Source organism: Arsenicibacter sp. R0_47, from assembly GCF_057652235.1.
The window spans coordinates 236,034-253,009 of record NZ_JBYFCJ010000004.1 but is presented as its reverse complement, the minus strand read 5'-3'; the positions used below and the strand labels follow the sequence as shown (position 1 = coordinate 253,009).

Genomic DNA, 16,976 nt, shown 5'->3' with positions numbered 1-16,976 from the left:
ATATATCAAGAATATGACCGACAGTTTATCACGACAAACTACTCAAACTTTTCCGTCTACCCAAGTTAATCCGACTGAACATGTGTTATCATTATGCCCTTGCCGTGCAGGCCGCTCAACTGGAAGAAAAGTATAAGGCAAAAATTAAAGAGCCCGATACGCAGAATGAGTTACCCCGTTATCATATCAACGCCTATCAGTTTACGCCTTGCCCGGTCATCACCCGTCAGCAGCCGGACCTGATCCGTTTTTTCCACTGGGGTTTGATCCCGAAGTGGGTAAAAAGCAAAACAGATGCGGAGTCCATCCGGGCGAAAACTATAAATGCCCGATCAGAAAGTATTTTTGAAAAACCATCCTTCCGCGGTGCTATCCAGTCAGGTAAGCGTTGCCTGATTCCGGCAACCGGTTTCTACGAATGGTATACGCTCGGTAAGCATAAATTTCCGTTTTATATCAGCTCAAAAGAGCAGCCGGTCTTTTCGTTTGCCGGAATCTGGGATGAGTGGGTTGATACTGAAACCGGTGAAGTGATTAACACCTACAGTATGCTGACAACAGCTGCCAATCCATTATTGGCGGCTATTCATAACTCAAAAGAACGGATGCCTTGTATCCTGACACCGGAAGAGGAACAAATCTGGATTCACGAAAACCTCACCGAATCAGACTGTCTTTCGTTGTTAGCAAGGCAGTACCCGGCTCAAAAAATGCATTCACATAGCATCAGCAAACGGATTACTTCGCGTAGCGAACCAACGGATGTTCCGGATATAATGACTCCTGCCAGCTATCCTGAGCTATCGGCAAAAACTGAACTTTTTCAGGAATAAACGAATCAGGCACCCTATTCGCCGGGACATTCCGGCAGTACGTCGATTATAGAGGCTACGGGGCCAACCTTCCTGCCGTAACTGCGTTAATAAGGTATACCATAATCAGACACATATAAAAATTCTGTAAGCAGCAGGCCTATGGTCGTCATGAAGAATACCTTATTTTTTTTACTGCTCAGTTCAGGTACTGTAGCTTTTGCGCAGTTTCCATCCGGTGGACAACCTCAACCCGTGCCCGTTATTCCGGGAACGTCGTCTGACAATGCGCCGAAGGGGAATGCTAAAATTTCCGGAATTGTCATTGATTCAACAACCAACAAACCCGTTGAGTTTGCAAGTATTGCCCTTATTGATCCGGCTACGAATCGTCCTATAGACGGAACGATCTGCGACGAGAAAGGGCAGTTCACAATGAACAAAGTTCCCACGGGAACCTTCCGTGTGTTGGTTTCATTTGTCGGATACAAAAACAAAGCTATTCCATCAGTTACGGTTGATGGCCGGCGTCAGGATATTAATCTGGGGAAAATTCTGGTATCACCGGAAGTACGTACTTTAAATGAGGTAACTGTTACCGGACAGGCCGCTCTGGTCGAAGAAAAAGTTGACCGGTTGGTTTATAACGCCGACAAAGACATTACCAGTAAGGGCGGCGACGCCACAGATGTCATGCGGAAAGTACCGATGCTCTCGGTTGATCTCGACGGCAACGTCAGCCTGCGGGGTAGTTCAAACGTACGGGTGCTGATCAACAACAAACCATCGACCATCGTGGCGAGCAGTGTCGCCGATGCCCTTAAGCAAATTCCAGCCGATATGATTAAAACGGTAGAGGTCATTACCAGTCCGTCGGCAAAATACGACGCTGAGGGCTCTGCCGGGATCATCAATATTGTGACCAAGAAAAACACCTTGCAGGGCTTTACCCTGAACACAGATGCAGGCGTTGGGAATCGCGGAGCTAACCTCGGCTTGAACGGAAACCTGCGTACCGGTAAGATGGGCTTCTCGCTCAGCGGCTATGGTCGCGGGAATTACAACGTTGTCGGCTCTTACCAAAATGATCAGACGGTCCGGAACAGCAGCGGCTCAACGTCGCGGACGGTGCAATCTGCCGACACACGCAGTAATGGGATGTTTGGTCAGTATCAGTTAGGCTGGGACTATGACCTGAATAAAAATACGGCTATCACGGCGAGTGTACGGTACGGACTCCGCAATAACAACTCATTTCAGGATAAATTAACGACTCGCACATTTCTGCCAGGCGGAGCCACAGGAACGTTGGGTATCCGTGATGTTAATGTGCAGGACTACTCAGGTACAGTTGACGTAAACGTAGATTTTACCAAGACATTCAGTAAGCCACAGCAGGAGTTCAGCATCCTCACCCAGTATAGCCGGAATAATCGGACTAACAACTTCATTGCCAACATTTTAAATAATGTGGATATGGAGACAATTACGAGCCGGGAAAAAAATGAGAACCTGAGCTATAATCAGGAGACAACCGTTCAGGCTGATTACCAGACGCCGGTCAAAGAAAACCAAATGCTCGAATTTGGCGGAAAAGGGATCTTTCGTCAGGTAAACAGTGATTTTAAGTACTATTCGGCGACCGGAGCTAACGGTGGATTCAATCCGATTAACAGCGACGTGCGTCCCGCGAACACGCTTAACTACGATCAGAACGTTGCAGCAACGTATCTCTCTTACACTTATTCAACAAAGAACAAATACACCATTAAAGCTGGCGCGCGTTATGAATACACATTCATTAACGCCGACTTCACGTCAAGGACTTCAACAAGTCAGCCGACGGTGAATGTGCCGGATTACGGGAACCTTGTTCCAAGCATTAATATTTCAAAAGCGTTGAAAGGTGGTAAGACGATCAAGCTGGCGTATAACCGCCGGTTGCAGCGTCCGGGTATTCAGTTTCTGAACCCGAACGTGAACGCCTCGAACCCGACTAATATTACTCAGGGGAACCCAAACCTGCGTCCGGAGTTAACCGACAATTTTGAATTCAGTACCAGCACCTACATCAAAAGTGTTTACCTGAATGGTTCCCTGTTTGCGCGGTTTACCGGCAACTCCATTGAAAGTGTCCGGACCACAGACAGTATCAGAACCGGCGATGTTGTTAATCCGGTATTGCAACAGGTTATCCGGACTACCTATTACAACATCGGGCAGCAGGAATCGTACGGCCTTAACCTGTTCGGAAATGCCACAATTTTATCGAAGTGGCAGATCGGCGGTGGCTTTGACGCCTACTACACATTCCTGACCAACAACAGCCCGAATCCATCGTTGAAATCAAGCAATTCCGGTTTTGTCATTTCAGGACGACTTTTCACGAACGTAACACTGAAAAATGGCTGGGGTATTCAGGGCTTTGGGTTCGCGCGTGGCCGGCAGGTTCAACTTCAGGGAACACAGGGTAGTTTTGCCTTCTACAGCCTGGGCGTCAAAAAAGAATTTGCCAACAAGCGGGGCAGCATCGGACTGGCAGGAGAGAACTTTTTCAACCATCCGTTCAAAGTACGCACGGAACTGGCGTCAGCAACATTTACCCAATCCAGCCTGACCAGTTTTTATAATGCCGGCGTTCGCGTCAACTTTAGCTACCGTTTTGGTAAGATGAGTATGGACGGACAAGGTTTCGGAGGCCGCAGAAAGAAATCGGTTAACAACGACGACGTCAAAGGAGATGGCGGCGGTGATAACAATGGCGGCGGTCAGCAACAAGGCCAGGGCAACACAGGTGGCCAGGGCAGCGGCCGGCCACGCAACCGATAATAGCTACGTATAAAAAAGGCCCGGACTGTTAGTCCGGGCCTTTTTTTATGGACCAGAATCTAGGCTACTTTACACGCCACACCATCCAGTGACTCCAGGCCACGGAGCAGGGAGTTGTTCGGGGCAACCTTCACCGTCCGCGAAAGCATACTCACCTCCATCCGCTCGTCGGGATCAGTAACGTTCAGTAACAGGGTGCAGTTTCCGGGATGCGCTGTAATCAAGGCATTGATCTCACTGATCAATTGAGCCGTAACTGCTTCTAGGGACAGCGAGACCCGGACTTCCTTGCACAGTTTGTCGCGGAGTTCAGAGAGCAAGCGTATGTTTGCCGGCTTGAATTCCAGCTGATCGGAGTTCCAGCGGTTCTGGGTTTTTCCCGTAATATGCAGGAACCGGCCCACTTCGATATACTGCCCCATTTTTACGTAGTCTTCACCGAACAGTGTCATTTCAACCGACCCGTTGTAATCTTCCAGCTTAAAAATCAGGAACGGGTTGCCGTTTCGGGCAATCTTGTTGATAACTGACGATACAATCCCGCCGATCTTAATCTCGGGCGTTTTAATTTCATATATCTGATCGGTCGTGCAGTTACAAAAGCCATCCAGCTCCAGTTTGAATTCGTCCAGCGGGTGACCGGTTATATAGAAACCAACGACATCTTTTTCAAATTTCAGTTTTTCAATCTGGTTCCACTCTGTCACGACCGGTGCTTTCGGCCGGGCAATCATCATATCATCCCCTCCCATCATGGCACCGAACAGCGAACTCTGCGCAGCGGCTTTATCGGCATGATAGTTATTGGCGTACTTGATAAGCTTTTCCAGAAAGGTACTGGTGTCGGTCGGCAGCATATCAAAATACTGTGCCCGGTGGTATTCATCCAGCGCGTCGAAGGCTCCGGCATAGGCGAGGGCTTCGAGCGTTTTCTTATTGACCGTCCGCAGGTTGACACGGGTAATGAAATCGAAAATGTCTTTGTACTCTCCGTTCTCCATCCGCTCGGCAATCAGGGCTTCAACGGCGGCATCACCCGCCCCTTTGATACCAGCCAGACCAAACCGGATTTCACCTTTGCCGTTCACCCCGAATACCCGCTCCGATTCATTTACATCAGGGCCCAATACAGGGATGCCCAGATTTTTACATTCTTCAAGGAAGAACGTAATCTTTTCAATGTTCCCCAGACAGGAGGTCAGAACGGCTGCCATGTATTCGGCCTGATAGTATGTTTTCAGGTAAGCCGTCTGATACGCAACAAATGCATAACAGGTTGAGTGTGACTTGTTAAAGGCATACGATGCGAAGGCTTCCCAGTCGGTCCAGACCTTATCGCAGGCTTTCAGGTTCAGGCCGTTCTTTTCACAACCATCCATGAATTTGCCCTTCATCTTATCGATAATGTCCTTCTGCTTTTTCCCCATCGCTTTCCGGAGCACATCGGCATCACCCTTCGTAAAGCCGGCCAGTTTCTGAGAGAGCAGCATTACCTGTTCCTGATACACGTTAATACCGTAGGTCTCAGCCAGGTACTCCTCCATTTCCGGAAGGTCATATTTTACCTCTTCACGGCCATGCTTCCGGTTAATAAATGTCGGGATGTACGCCAGCGGGCCCGGACGGTACAAAGCGTTCATCGCAATCAGGTCCTCAAATCGGTCAGGCTTGAGGTCCTTCATGTACTTCTTCATCCCGTCGGATTCAAACTGGAAGATCGCATTGGTCTCTCCACGCTGGAAAAGCTTATACGGTTCCGGGTCATCGAGCGGAATGTTATCAATCTCGATATCTTTATGGTAGTTCTGCCGGATCAGGCGGAGGCATTCCTTAATAATGGTCAGGTTCCGCAGCCCCAGAAAGTCCATTTTGATTACCCCCGCGTCCTCAATGACTTTCCCTTCGTACTGCGTGATAATCAGGTTAGTATCTTTTGAGGTTGAGACCGGCACAATATTTGACAGGTCATCGGGGGCAATGATAATTCCCGCCGCGTGCAGGCCGGTGTTACGGACGGTTCCCTCAAGTTTACGGGCCTGCCGCAAAACCTGTGAAATCTTTTCGGAGTCCGAAAGCAGTTTGAGTTCCCTTACCGTGCGGTCGTCCCCCTGTTCGAGTTGCCGCATCCGCTTAACATTCTCAACTTCCTCGGGGGCCACAACGTTAGTCAGACCACCGGGACCATCAATCGGATCTTCGAAAATCCGGCGCAGGTTCATGTTATAGGTCGGCTTGTCCGGCACCAGTTTTGCCAGGGCATTGGAATCGGAAAGCGGCAGCTCCATCACCCGCGCCACGTCCTTAATGGCAGATTTGGCCGCCATTGTACCATACGTAACAATCTGGGCAACCTGCTGTTTTCCATACTTCTGCACTACATAATCAATCACCCGCTGACGGCCTTCGTCGTCGAAATCGGTATCAATATCGGGCATTGATTTACGATCCGGATTCAGGAAACGCTCGAACAGCAAATTGTACTTTATCGGGTCGATGTTCGTAATGCCAACGCAGTAGGCCACTGCCGAACCGGCCGCCGAACCACGCCCTGGTCCCACCATTACGCCCAGATCACGGCCGGCCTGGATAAAGTCGGATACAATCAGAAAGTATCCGGCAAAACCCATCGTCTTAATCGTAAACAGCTCGAAATCGAGGCGTTCCTGCACGTGTGATTCAATCTCGCCGTACCGTTTGCGCGCCCCTTCAAAGGTCAGGTGTTTCAGGTACTCCCATTGGTTGAGCACATCATCCTCATGAACCTGAAACTCTTTGGGAATCGGGAAGTTAGGGAGCATAATATCCCGTTTCAGCTTCAGTGTATCCACCTTATCCACGATCTCATTGGTATTGTCAATGGCCTGTGGCATATCGCTGAAGAGGGTACTCATCTCCTGCGTATTCTTAAAGTAGAACTGGTCGCTGAAGAACGCAAAGCGTGTCCCTTTTTTAGGCCCCTCCTCGTCGTTGAATTCCTTCTCAGAGGGGGTACTCATCTTTTCGTTGGTATTGACACAAAGCAGGATATCGTGTGCCACCCAATCATCGCGGTCAACATAGTGGGAGTCGTTCGATGCGATGATCTTCACATTGTACTTTACCGCGAATTTGACGAGGATCTCATTTGCTTTAATCTGGTCCGGAATTTCGTGGCGCTGCAGCTCAACGTAATAGTCTTCACCAAAGCGGTCGAGCCACCATCTGAACTCTTTTTCGGCGGCTTCTTCGCCTTTTTTCAGAATGGTTTTCGGAACAATGGCACCAATGCAACAGGTTGTAGCGATCAGCCCTTCCTTGTATTTATCAATCAGTTCCTTCGTGATACGGGGGTACTTTCCGTAGAGCCCTTCCATGTAACCAAGGGAGCAGAGTTTAACCAGATTTTTATAGCCGGTCGCATTCTTAGCCAGCAGCAGCTGGTGATAGCGAACGTCTTTCTGCTCTTTCGTAAACTGCTTTTTGGTGTGATCCTCAACCACATAGAACTCGCATCCTACAATGGGTTTGATACCTTGTTTGGCTGCTTCCGCCACAAATTCAAAGACGCCGAACATATTACCGTGGTCGGTAATGGCTACCGCCGGCATATTGTCGGCTTTCGCTTTTTTGATCAGCTTCTTAATATCAGCCTGCCCGTCGAGCAAGGAATATTGGGTGTGACAGTGAAGGTGAGAAAACTGCATAATAATCTACGATTGGGCAATAGTAATTAACTATACCAAATTTAACAGGTTCCGGCATCAACCGGAAACGCTTTTTTGGTACGCGGCGCTAAACCGCTGACTCTAATCCGGATAGCCTCCTGAATTTTATGTTTAGTGTCCGGTTGCGTCCGGTTTTGTCTCACCGTGCGGGGTGTGCAGAAAACTTTTCCCTGCTGTTTTTACCTTCAGCAACGAACGGATCATGCGGAACACCAGCTTTGGAAACGTGGTCAGATCCCGTACAGACAGTTGCTTCCACAGGTAGCCGGGAATGGAGATAACCATCGCAAACACTAATACGCCCAGCATCCAGCCTGTCCATGACCAAAGCGGTTTAAAACCGGTCAGAATACCAAGGAGACAACTGGTAAACAGTAACGCCAGTAAAAGTGTGCGGGGAATGATGAGAAATTTTAAAACGGCGTTGGCTGCGTGGTAATTTCCCTTGAACAGTTCACGCATACCGAGGGAGAAGTAGGTTTTCACAAAATGCACCTGTGCAGCAATCCATCGGGTACGCTGGCGTTCAAAGACTTCCAGGTTCTGCACTTTTTCATCGTAGATGTAAGCATCATCCAGATACCCAATATGAATACCTTCAGCCAGCAAACTGATTTCCAGCTCTTTGTCATAGCCACCCATTGTTTTCAGCTGACTCATTCCGCGTTTCATGGCCGCTGGCTCAAATGCCATACCTGACCCGATTAACTGGGCAGATAGCCCTAAAGCCCGTTGCCCCATGCGGTAAATGTGGTTACTCACTTCCTCATTCATCGCATCAAAAATGGCCACGCTGGTGTTGGTATTTTTTGCCACGCGGTGCCCCTGAACGGCCCGCCAGCCACCGTCGAATGCCAGATTGATCCGGTGGAGAAAATCAGGTGCCATGTGGTTGTCGGCGTCCGAAATAACGACGATATCGTACTCATTTTCGCCGAGCGAAGCCAGTGCTGCATTCAGCGATTTCTGCACGGTTGACTGCTCGAAACTTACCTCCAGTACACGAACCGGTTCTTTACTCAGCGCTTGTATTGTCTCTGCCCTGAACGAATCGGCAATCACCAGCAGGTCGAAGCGGTCAGCAGGGTACTGTTGCTTCAGGTTAGCAGCCACTGAGTCCAGAATAACCTTGTCTTCCTTGTAGGCCGGAATCAGCACGACGATTTTCCGGAAAACCGCCGGTTGTTTCTGGACAGGCACATCATCGCTGTCACCGAACCAGCCTGCAACCGCCGACAGACATAAATATAAAACATTGGCCATCAGGTAGATAGCCACAGGAAAGGCGATGATTGAAAAAAAAGTTTCAAATGTCATGTTACAAATCCATGTTTAGGCTCATAAACGTATATAGACCACTAAGTTTAGTCACGCCCCTCCCTGTCAACTATCATAGCACCATTCTTTGATTAGTAGAAAATCAGTATAAAATTACCCTTTTGGCCGAATCCTGTACATTTTATTTCATAAATATTGAATTATGAAGCATTTTATACTCACTTTTTTGTCACTTGTAACTATTATAACAGTAAATGCCCAGACGTCACCACGCATTTATTTTTCTTCAATAACAGCAAGTGAAAATACCGGACAGGATTATACTTCATGGCTGACCGATGACCTGAACACCCTGGTGCCGAATGCATGGGAGAACAACTTCAAATACGTTGATGTTACCCTCAAACTTACAGGCAAATCCTATATCAACCGTATTTCACTGTATGATTATGAGGGAATTTTCACCGATAAGCCGGCACTAATTTATGCGCTGAACGGAAATGAAAAAATATTTCTGGGTAGTTTCGACGGCCCCGGCTACATGAGCTGGGTCAACTGGCAGTTGCCAACCCCTGTTCTGGCCGATGCCATCTGTATCCATAAGTACTCGAATAACATTCCTCAGAAGGTGCAGGTATTCGGTCAGCAGGCCGCTGCATTGACAAACCTGCAGCCTGTTCCCGGCAAAATCGAAGCCGAAAGTTACGTTACCATGCAAGGCGTTCAGACTGAGGCGACTTCCGATGAAGGCGGCGGACTGAATGTAGGCTGGATCAATGACGGCGACTGGATGGATTACAATGTGTCTGTAGCTCAGAGCGGCTTATATACTCTTACGTTCCGGACAGCCAACGGCTACGGAAACGGCATTATTCAGGTCCGTTCCGAAAACGGCACTGTACTGCAAAGCACGTCGGTCCCGCTTTCAGGCGGCTGGCAGGGCTGGACCAGTGTCCGGACGACAATTAAGCTGGCACAAGGCGATCAGACGCTACGTATTCATGCCATCAACGGTGATTTTAACTTTAACTGGTTTTCGTTTACCCCCGCCACCAACATCCCCGGGGTGATTCAGGCAGAAAACCATTCCGGCATGTACGGCATTCAGACAGAAACCACATCCGATGAAGGCGGCGGACTGAATGTAGGCTGGATTAACGACGGCGACTGGCTGGATTATGCCATAAACGTTCCTGCTGCCGGTTCTTATACCGCTTCGTTCCGGGTATCAAACTCGTGGGGGAGTGGTATGATTCAGGTAAAAAATGCCGCTGACAGTGTACTGGCAACCCTTGCTGTACCGCAAACCGGTGGCTGGCAAAGCTGGACAACCCTTACCACTAACGTTACGCTACCTGCCGGTGGTCAGAAATTACGGGTATATGCACAGGTTGGCGACTGGAACTTTAACTGGCTCAGCTTCAGCAGTAACGGCACCGTTACACCACCAACCCCGCCGGCATCGTCAACGGCCGTTAAAATCGCGGTGGACCCAAAACGCTGGTATCAGTTGAACAACGTCAGTAATGGACTGGAGGGGTTATTCGACGGAAATACGCAAACGCAGGTAAATACCGGCTGGGGGAAAGTACTGGCTAATTATGATGCTTACTACCCGCTGAAACCCGGCGAAACCATGCGCATCGAAAAGATAAAGTTCTTTGACGGTGAGGGCTCTATGAAGGATAATCCAATGACATTGTCGGTCATCACCGATCAGTGGCAGCGTATCCCGATTGCGACCTTTACCGGCGAAGAATACAATGGCTGGGTCGGTCCGTATCCTGATCGGCAGTTATCCGGCGAAGCTAAGTTCATGCTGGACGTGCCGATCACGAATGCCCGTTATCTGGTCATCAATGCGTGGTGGGGCTATCCGACGGAAATTGAACTGTATGGCAGTTATACCCCGCCTACGGCAACAACAACCGCCGTTCCTCGAAAATCACCGAAATTTAAGGACATGGTTGGCGTAAATGCATTTGAGTGGGACTTTGAGGACGGACAGAACCCAACCGTTATCAACGAAACAAAAATGCAGGCGGTAAAAACCTTCGCGGGTATCCGCCATTACATGGACTGGGAAAAGCTGGAATCTACCGAGGGAGGCTATACCTATAACCCGACCCACAGCGGTGGCTGGAATTACGATGTGATTTATGAGCGCTGCAAAGCGGATGGTATCGAGGTGCTGGCCTGCCTGAAAACGCTGCCAAACTGGATGCTGAACACCTATCCGTCTTCGGATCGCGATACGGAAAATGTGCCGGTACGCTATGGCAAGGATTTTGCTGATCCCCTCTCCTATCTTGAACAGGCCAAAGTAGCCTTCCAGTATATTGCCCGCTACGGTAGTAATACATCGGTCGATCCATTCCTGCTGCATGTTAACAGTTCACAACGCTGGACCGGTGATGGCATCAATACGGTTAAAATCGGCCTGGGCGTGATTAAATACATCGAATGCGATAACGAGCGTGATAAGTGGTGGAAAGGCCGTAAAGGCTACCAGACTGCCCGCGAATATGCCGCGAACCTATCGGCGTTCTACGATGGCCATAAAAACACAATGGGCGCCGGTGTTGGCGTTAAAAATGCGGATCCCTCAGTTCAGGTGGTTATTGGCGGGATGGCATCGGTATATGCCGGTGACGATTACCTGCGGGGTATGATCGACTGGTGCCGCCAATACCGTGGCTACCGGCCGGACGGCTCCGTTAATGTCTGCTGGGATGTTATCAATTATCACCTTTACCCCGACAATGCCAATTCATCACAGAGCGGGCAGAGCACGCGCGGGGCAGCGCCTGAGAAATCATCTGCGGGCCTTGTTGCCAGCCAGATTCTGCAAACAGCTCACGACCAGTTAAATGACATGCCGGTCTGGATTACCGAAACCGGCTACGACGTTAATCAGGGTAGCCCGCTGAAAGCCATTGCGATTGGCGCTAAATCGGTTCTGCAAACCCAGGCAGACTGGATTCTGCGCACCTCGCTGTTTTACGCACGCAACGGTATCGACAAGGTATTTTTCTATCAACTCTACGACGATAATATCAACAATCCGATTCAGTTTGGCTCATCTGGCCTCGTTAATCCGGATCAGAGCCGTAAACCAGCCGCCGACTTCCTGTTACAGACTAAAAACCTGCTTGGCGACTATCAGTATAAACAAACACTGCATGCCGACCCGATTGTTGACCGGTACGAAAAAAACGGTAAATCAATCTATGCCCTGGTTGTTCCGGATGAAGTTGGCCGTACGGCCAATTATTCGCTGAATCTGGGCAATACTAATATTGCCAAAGCTCTGATATTCACGCCGCAGGCTGGTGCTTCGGCTATGCACATCGACACTGTTGCCGTGAATCAGGGCGTTCTTACACTGACCGTCACCGAAACCCCGGTATTTGTAAAGGCCCTGGAGATTTCCGGCGCCCGTGTAGCCATTACGCCGGAAGCAGTTGAAACGCTGGCAACTACGATAAAGGTCTTTCCTAATCCGACCAGTGATTATGTACAGGTGAGTCTGCCTAATCCGTCATTGCAGCCGGTTAGTATTGTCCTGTTCGATGCACAGGCGGGTACGCTGCACCGGCAGATTGAGGTGTCGCAGGCCGGCAACGCCGTCAACGAGCGTATTGACCTCAGCCGGTTAGCGCCGGGCGCCTATGTGATCGACGTAAAACGTGGTAATGAGCGTGCTTTCCGGAAGGTCATCAAAGTAAACTAGGACACATGATTTGTGTGATTCAATGATTGGCGTGATTTTTTAGCTGACGCATATCCTTCTTTTGGTAGCTTTTATGGTGGCACGACTCGAAGTCGTGCCACCACTTTTCTAGGTTAATCGCCCAATCATTTAATCCTTCAATCATTATAATCATAGTAGGTCGTAGTTGTATTTGAGTTGCCGGTAGACATAGCGGGCAACGGCAATAAAGGGGTTCCGGCTCTGCTGACGCCAGTTATCGCGTGTTACGGTACTTGGCTCGTCAGATGAATTTACCTGATCAAATAACCCCTTGAAGTCCTCATAAAACAAGGCTTTGGGCTTGTGCTGTAGTACGGATACACACATCAGATACTCAGCTTTGTCGGACTTGATACCTTCTGCATACTTGCCAAACCGCTCGTTAAAACTGCTCCGGCGCAGGTGCGGATGATCGCTGTAGAGGTAAATCTTGTGGTAGTCGGTATACCAGAGCTTATAAAGCATTTCCGAAAATCCGGCGCGGTAAGGCTTCAGGTACGGATAGCGCAGATACGCGTAAAAACGAACAAAGTCCCAGACCGGCTCTGCTTCCATCATCGAAACCGCTTCCTTACACTTCTCAATGAAAGCCGGCTTCGGAATAAAATCCTCCTGCACATACAAGGTCAGCGGCGTTTTCACCGCTTCCTGCCCTTTATTCAGATTATTCGCCAGCCCTTTGTTCACCGGCGTAGTCACCAGCCGGAAATTATACACGTTCTGAAGGGTGGCCAGCACCTGCTGATGTTCCGGTTTACTGGCATCGTCTGACACCACAATCTCGCCAAACACAAACCCAAGCATCCGAAACGATTCCAGCAACCGCTCCAGTGAACGGCTTCGGTTGTAGTGGGTAATCAGCAGGGTAACAGAAGGAAAATAATGAGGCATATGGAATTAGTTTGTACGTGCCAGTTCAATCTGATTTTTCATTAACCGCAGAACGAGGTACATCCGCCGTACCGCCAGGAACACGGGCGATTTATTTTGCCGCCAGTCAGCCCGGCCGATCGTACTCGGTTCGTCAGACGAATTCACCTGATCAAAAACCGCCGTAAAGTCATTGAAAAATAACCCCTTAGCGCCTCGCTTCAGAAACGACAGGCACATCTGAAATTCCGTTTTGTCGGATTTAATTCCCTCTGCATACCGGCCGAACTTCGAAAAGAAATTACTCCGCCGTAGGTGCGGGTGGTCGCTGTAAAAATAAAACTTCAGGTGATCGGGTGTCCAGAAACTATACATCATCTCTGAAAAGCCTTTGCCGAATGGCTTTAGTTTCGGATAAGGGAAATAGGCATAAAACCGGATAATGTCCCAGGCCGGGTCCTGATTCATGATCGCCAGGGCGTCCGTAAAATGGGAAACAAAGGCCGGCTTCGGCACAAAATCTTCCTGAACATACAACGTCAGCGGCGTTTCAACAGCATCCTGTCCTTTATTGATGTTGTTGCCCAGGCCACGGTTTTGCGGGGTTGTTATCAGCCGGAACGAATGGGTCTGCGCCAGTTGCCGGATAGCATCAAGGTGTTCGGGCTTACTGCCGTCATCCGAAACCACAATAGCATCAAACCGGCAATTGAGGGCATCAAACGCCTTCAGCAGCCGTTCCAGCGATGAACTACGGTTATAATGGGTGATCAGCAGGGTTACACCCGGAAAGTTGTAGGTCGGGGTAGTCATAGTCAACGTAATAGTAGTACACGTCCTGTGCGCTTAAACCGGCTTTGCGCCGATAAGCCTTCGTATGTTAATAGCCAGGTATAGGCCCCTTCTGCGCAGGGTTCTCCTTTATAGGTACCGTCCCAGCGCATGAGTGGCTCTTGTGAGGAAAATACCACACTGCCCCAGCGGTCATAAATAGTCATCAGAAATGTGCCGGTTTTGCCGCTGTAGACCTCAAGCACGTCATTCAGACCGTCGCCGTTCGGGGTAAAAGCATCCGGCACAAACACCGACGAAAAAAAACAGTCGCTGCACTGGGTCAGGGTCAGATCGTCCATGACAAAATCATTGCCGCATCCTCCTTTTTCTTTGTCAACCAGCCGGATAACCACCGAGCTGCTGTCTGAGGTTGCGCCGGGGATCGTAAACGAAAAACCGAATTGCCGCCATTGCAGGCTGGTGGTCCGGTCGATCACGCCGGTACTGACCGAATCAATCAGACTCCCATCGGGCCGTTGCGCAATGATGGTTATATCCGGGTTATGCGGAATCAGAATATCACAGGTCATCGGCGGCACAATGATGTTCAGGTTAGCAATCCAGAACGAATAGACGTACGTCGTACCGTTACAGAGCCCGTTGACGGTTTGCCGGTAAAACTCGCCCGGATAAGGGGCATTCACGACCAGCATATTACCGTTTCCGGAACGATCTGATGGCGCGCCATGCCAGGTAGCGGTATAACAGGTATCGCTGACTGACCGGGCAATGGTATACTGGCCATCGTTCGGGCATTTAACGGTCACGTATGTAAACGGTATCCGTCCGGCCGGCAACGGTTCAGACGGCCCTGTCCCGAATGTTTCCTGTGTAACGATCAATCCTTTACCTGACGGGCATTGCGCAAACAGCAACCGGCTCATTAACAGGCATATCCAACAAAGGCCGGGCTGCCGCAGGGCCTTCATATCAGGACGGGGTCGTTTTTGACGAAGACAGGTAAAAACCCATCTCCTGCAGACTTTTGCGCACCCGCCGCGTAAATGCCTGTGCCAGACTGCCATCGGCAACCAGCCGCCGGTCACTGGTCCAGACCCGTACAGCCGGTCGGGCAATCCGCAGGATACGTCCTTTCTTTTGTTCTTCCAGGGCCATAGCCATTAAGCCATCTTCACATCGCCCCGAATCAGGCGGTGCTTCCCCTCCGGCAATCAGTTCGGCCACCGAGCCTTCGCGTCCGGAATTCAGCTCAAAGCCGCCCACTGCCAGGGCATCGGCACGGCGGAAGGCAAAATTAAACCCGTATACATTCAGATATGCCCGGTTGCGGTTCCGGATGGCATTCACCAGATGGGCCGCCTTTTCGTAAGCCATCAAAGCCAGACGCGATGAATGACCGCTTGGCAGAAATGAATAAAGCCCGTACGTACAGGCAACATCCGGCTTTTCGAGCGGTCGGATCATGGCCTCCACCCAACCGGCGGGATAAATACAGTCTGCATCCGCGTTAGCCATAAACCGGCCCCTTGCTGCTTCCAGGCCCGCCTGACGGGCATAGGCCACGCCAGGGCGCTTTTCCAGTACAGACCGTACGCCGCAGCGGTCAAGAATCTCCTGTGTCCGGTCAACGGAGTTGTTATTGACAACCAGCAGTTCAACCGAATACGTCGTTTGCTGACTTGCCAGCGACGAGAGCGTATGTAACAGATTAGCCTCTTCGTTGTAAGCCGGCACCACAATCGATACATCGGGCTGGCCGGTCTGCTGTTCCGTTATTTTTTTGCGTATGGCCTCGATCCGGTCCTGCGGCAGATTGGCAGGATTATACGGATACAGGTGCTTCCTGAGCCAGTCGGGTAGTCCTTTAAACGTCATTTCAATATGGTGATAGGTCCACTCTGAAACTTTGTAAATCAGGTAGTAATTCAAAAATACTAAATAAACATACGCCGATGGCGGCAATTTCAGGATACGGATAAAGACAATATTAAACAGGCTCAGAATAAGCGTGTGGGTCATGTAAATCGAGTAGCTGTACATCCCGACTTTCGACAAAATAACCGGCTTTTTCAGCAATGCCGATACAAACCCTTTTTCAAAGGAGAAGATATAAATCGCCGCGACAAATACCAGATCATAGACCAGTCCGGTTTCTTTTAACTGCTCCCCGTTTACAATCATGTAGAGAATAACAGCGAGTATAACCGGTTCCAGTAAATCAAACAAATAGCGGGATAGCTTGTGTATATTCCCGTACGTAATCTGAAAAATAATCAGACTGAAGGCGCCGGAAAAGAAACCGGCAATACCGCGCAGAAAACCATAATCAAAGCTATAATTCAAGCGGTAGGTTCCGGTAAGGCTTATTAAACTAAACGCAGCCAGACCGGCCACTGCGAGAAAGATAAACCCTTTGGCTTTTTGCAGCTTCAGCGTATATATAAGCATCAGAACACCTGCAAATACAATGTAGGCTACCATCTCGGCACTGATCGACCAGCTGGGGATATTCCAGCTTACATCCTGAATGCCGGGCAGCTTAATTGAATTAATTAACAGGAGTGATGAGATAAATGAAGATACATCATTACTCTTCACCGAATTATTAACATGAATGTAGGCCGCTAATGAGTTTTTGGAAAGCTCTACAACCAGAAACGCCAGCAGCATAATCAGGTGCAGCGGATAAATCCGCCAGAGCCGTTTTGACAGAAAGTTTTTTGCTTCGCCCGACGACCGTATTTCACCATAATTATAGGCAATAACAAAGCCGCTCAGCACGAAAAAAAAGTCTACAAACATGTCGCCGTTGTCAACCAGCGGATTGTTCAGCAGCGGTGTATCGGCAAAAGGCGACAGGTGAAACAAGACCACCATCGACGCAAAGATGCCCCTGAAAATGTCGAGAACCTCAAAACGATGCTTCGTTTTCAT

At 49.5% G+C, this 16,976-nt stretch carries 9 protein-coding genes; 3 read left to right on the top strand and 6 right to left on the bottom strand.

The window, feature by feature from the left end; all coding sequences use genetic code 11:
• The first annotated feature begins 80 nt into the window (after positions 1 to 80).
• Together AC23NW_RS09750 and AC23NW_RS09745 are read left to right on the top strand one after the other, a co-directional pair.
• Entirely contained in the window at positions 81 to 833 is a 753-nt protein-coding gene (locus tag AC23NW_RS09750) for an SOS response-associated peptidase (protein WP_487449167.1), read from the top strand.
• Positions 834 to 983: 150 nt separating this feature from the next.
• Positions 984 to 3,641: a TonB-dependent receptor gene (locus AC23NW_RS09745; protein WP_487449165.1), complete on the top strand. Its 2,658-nt coding sequence runs from the start codon at positions 984 to 986 to the stop codon at positions 3,639 to 3,641.
• Positions 3,642 to 3,700: 59 nt separating this feature from the next.
• On the opposite strand, the gene dnaE is transcribed toward AC23NW_RS09745, so the two are convergent.
• Positions 3,701 to 7,324: a DNA polymerase III subunit alpha gene (gene dnaE, locus AC23NW_RS09740; protein ID WP_487449163.1), complete on the bottom strand. Its 3,624-nt coding sequence runs from the start codon at positions 7,322 to 7,324 to the stop codon at positions 3,701 to 3,703.
• A 132-nt stretch (positions 7,325 to 7,456) separates the two neighbouring features.
• A complete protein-coding gene (locus tag AC23NW_RS09735) occupies positions 7,457 to 8,662 on the bottom strand; it encodes a glycosyltransferase family 2 protein (protein WP_487449161.1) in 1,206 nt (401 codons plus the stop codon).
• A gap of 187 nt (positions 8,663 to 8,849) precedes the next feature.
• On the opposite strand from AC23NW_RS09735, the gene AC23NW_RS09730 reads away from it, so the two are divergent.
• On the top strand, positions 8,850 to 12,356 hold the full coding sequence (locus tag AC23NW_RS09730) for a carbohydrate-binding protein (RefSeq protein WP_487449159.1): 3,507 nt from the start codon (positions 8,850 to 8,852) through the stop codon (positions 12,354 to 12,356).
• Positions 12,357 to 12,506: 150 nt separating this feature from the next.
• Here the strand turns inward: AC23NW_RS09730 and AC23NW_RS09725 are convergent, their stop codons facing one another.
• Genes AC23NW_RS09725 through AC23NW_RS09710 form a run of 4 tightly spaced genes read right to left on the bottom strand, consistent with a single transcriptional unit; the run spans position 12,507 to position 16,976 of the window.
• Entirely contained in the window at positions 12,507 to 13,268 is a 762-nt protein-coding gene (locus AC23NW_RS09725) for a glycosyltransferase family 2 protein (RefSeq protein ID WP_487449157.1), read from the bottom strand.
• Positions 13,269 to 13,274: 6 nt separating this feature from the next.
• Positions 13,275 to 14,060: a glycosyltransferase family 2 protein gene (locus tag AC23NW_RS09720; RefSeq protein ID WP_487449154.1), complete on the bottom strand. Its 786-nt coding sequence runs from the start codon at positions 14,058 to 14,060 to the stop codon at positions 13,275 to 13,277.
• A 2-nt stretch (positions 14,061 to 14,062) separates the two neighbouring features.
• The gene (locus AC23NW_RS09715; protein ID WP_487449153.1) at positions 14,063 to 15,010 is read right to left on the bottom strand and encodes a T9SS type B sorting domain-containing protein; all 948 of its coding nucleotides are present in this window, start codon (positions 15,008 to 15,010) and stop codon (positions 14,063 to 14,065) included.
• A 1-nt stretch (position 15,011) separates the two neighbouring features.
• A complete protein-coding gene (locus AC23NW_RS09710) occupies positions 15,012 to 16,976 on the bottom strand; it encodes a glycosyltransferase (RefSeq protein WP_487449151.1) in 1,965 nt (654 codons plus the stop codon).

Excerpts from the sequence above, each read along its gene's own strand:
- AC23NW_RS09735 (WP_487449161.1), bottom strand. The coding sequence starts at position 8,662 with ATGACATTTGAAACTTTTTTTTCAATCATCGCCTTTCCTGTGGCTATC.
- AC23NW_RS09710 (WP_487449151.1), bottom strand. The coding sequence starts at position 16,976 with ATGAAAACGAAGCATCGTTTTGAGGTTCTCGACATTTTCAGGGGCATC.
- AC23NW_RS09750 (WP_487449167.1), top strand. The coding sequence starts at position 81 with ATGTGTTATCATTATGCCCTTGCCGTGCAGGCCGCTCAACTGGAAGAA.
- AC23NW_RS09720 (WP_487449154.1), bottom strand. The coding sequence starts at position 14,060 with ATGACTACCCCGACCTACAACTTTCCGGGTGTAACCCTGCTGATCACC.
- AC23NW_RS09725 (WP_487449157.1), bottom strand. The coding sequence starts at position 13,268 with ATGCCTCATTATTTTCCTTCTGTTACCCTGCTGATTACCCACTACAAC.
- AC23NW_RS09745 (WP_487449165.1), top strand. The coding sequence starts at position 984 with ATGAAGAATACCTTATTTTTTTTACTGCTCAGTTCAGGTACTGTAGCT.
- dnaE (WP_487449163.1), bottom strand. The coding sequence starts at position 7,324 with ATGCAGTTTTCTCACCTTCACTGTCACACCCAATATTCCTTGCTCGAC.
- AC23NW_RS09715 (WP_487449153.1), bottom strand. The coding sequence starts at position 15,010 with ATGAAGGCCCTGCGGCAGCCCGGCCTTTGTTGGATATGCCTGTTAATG.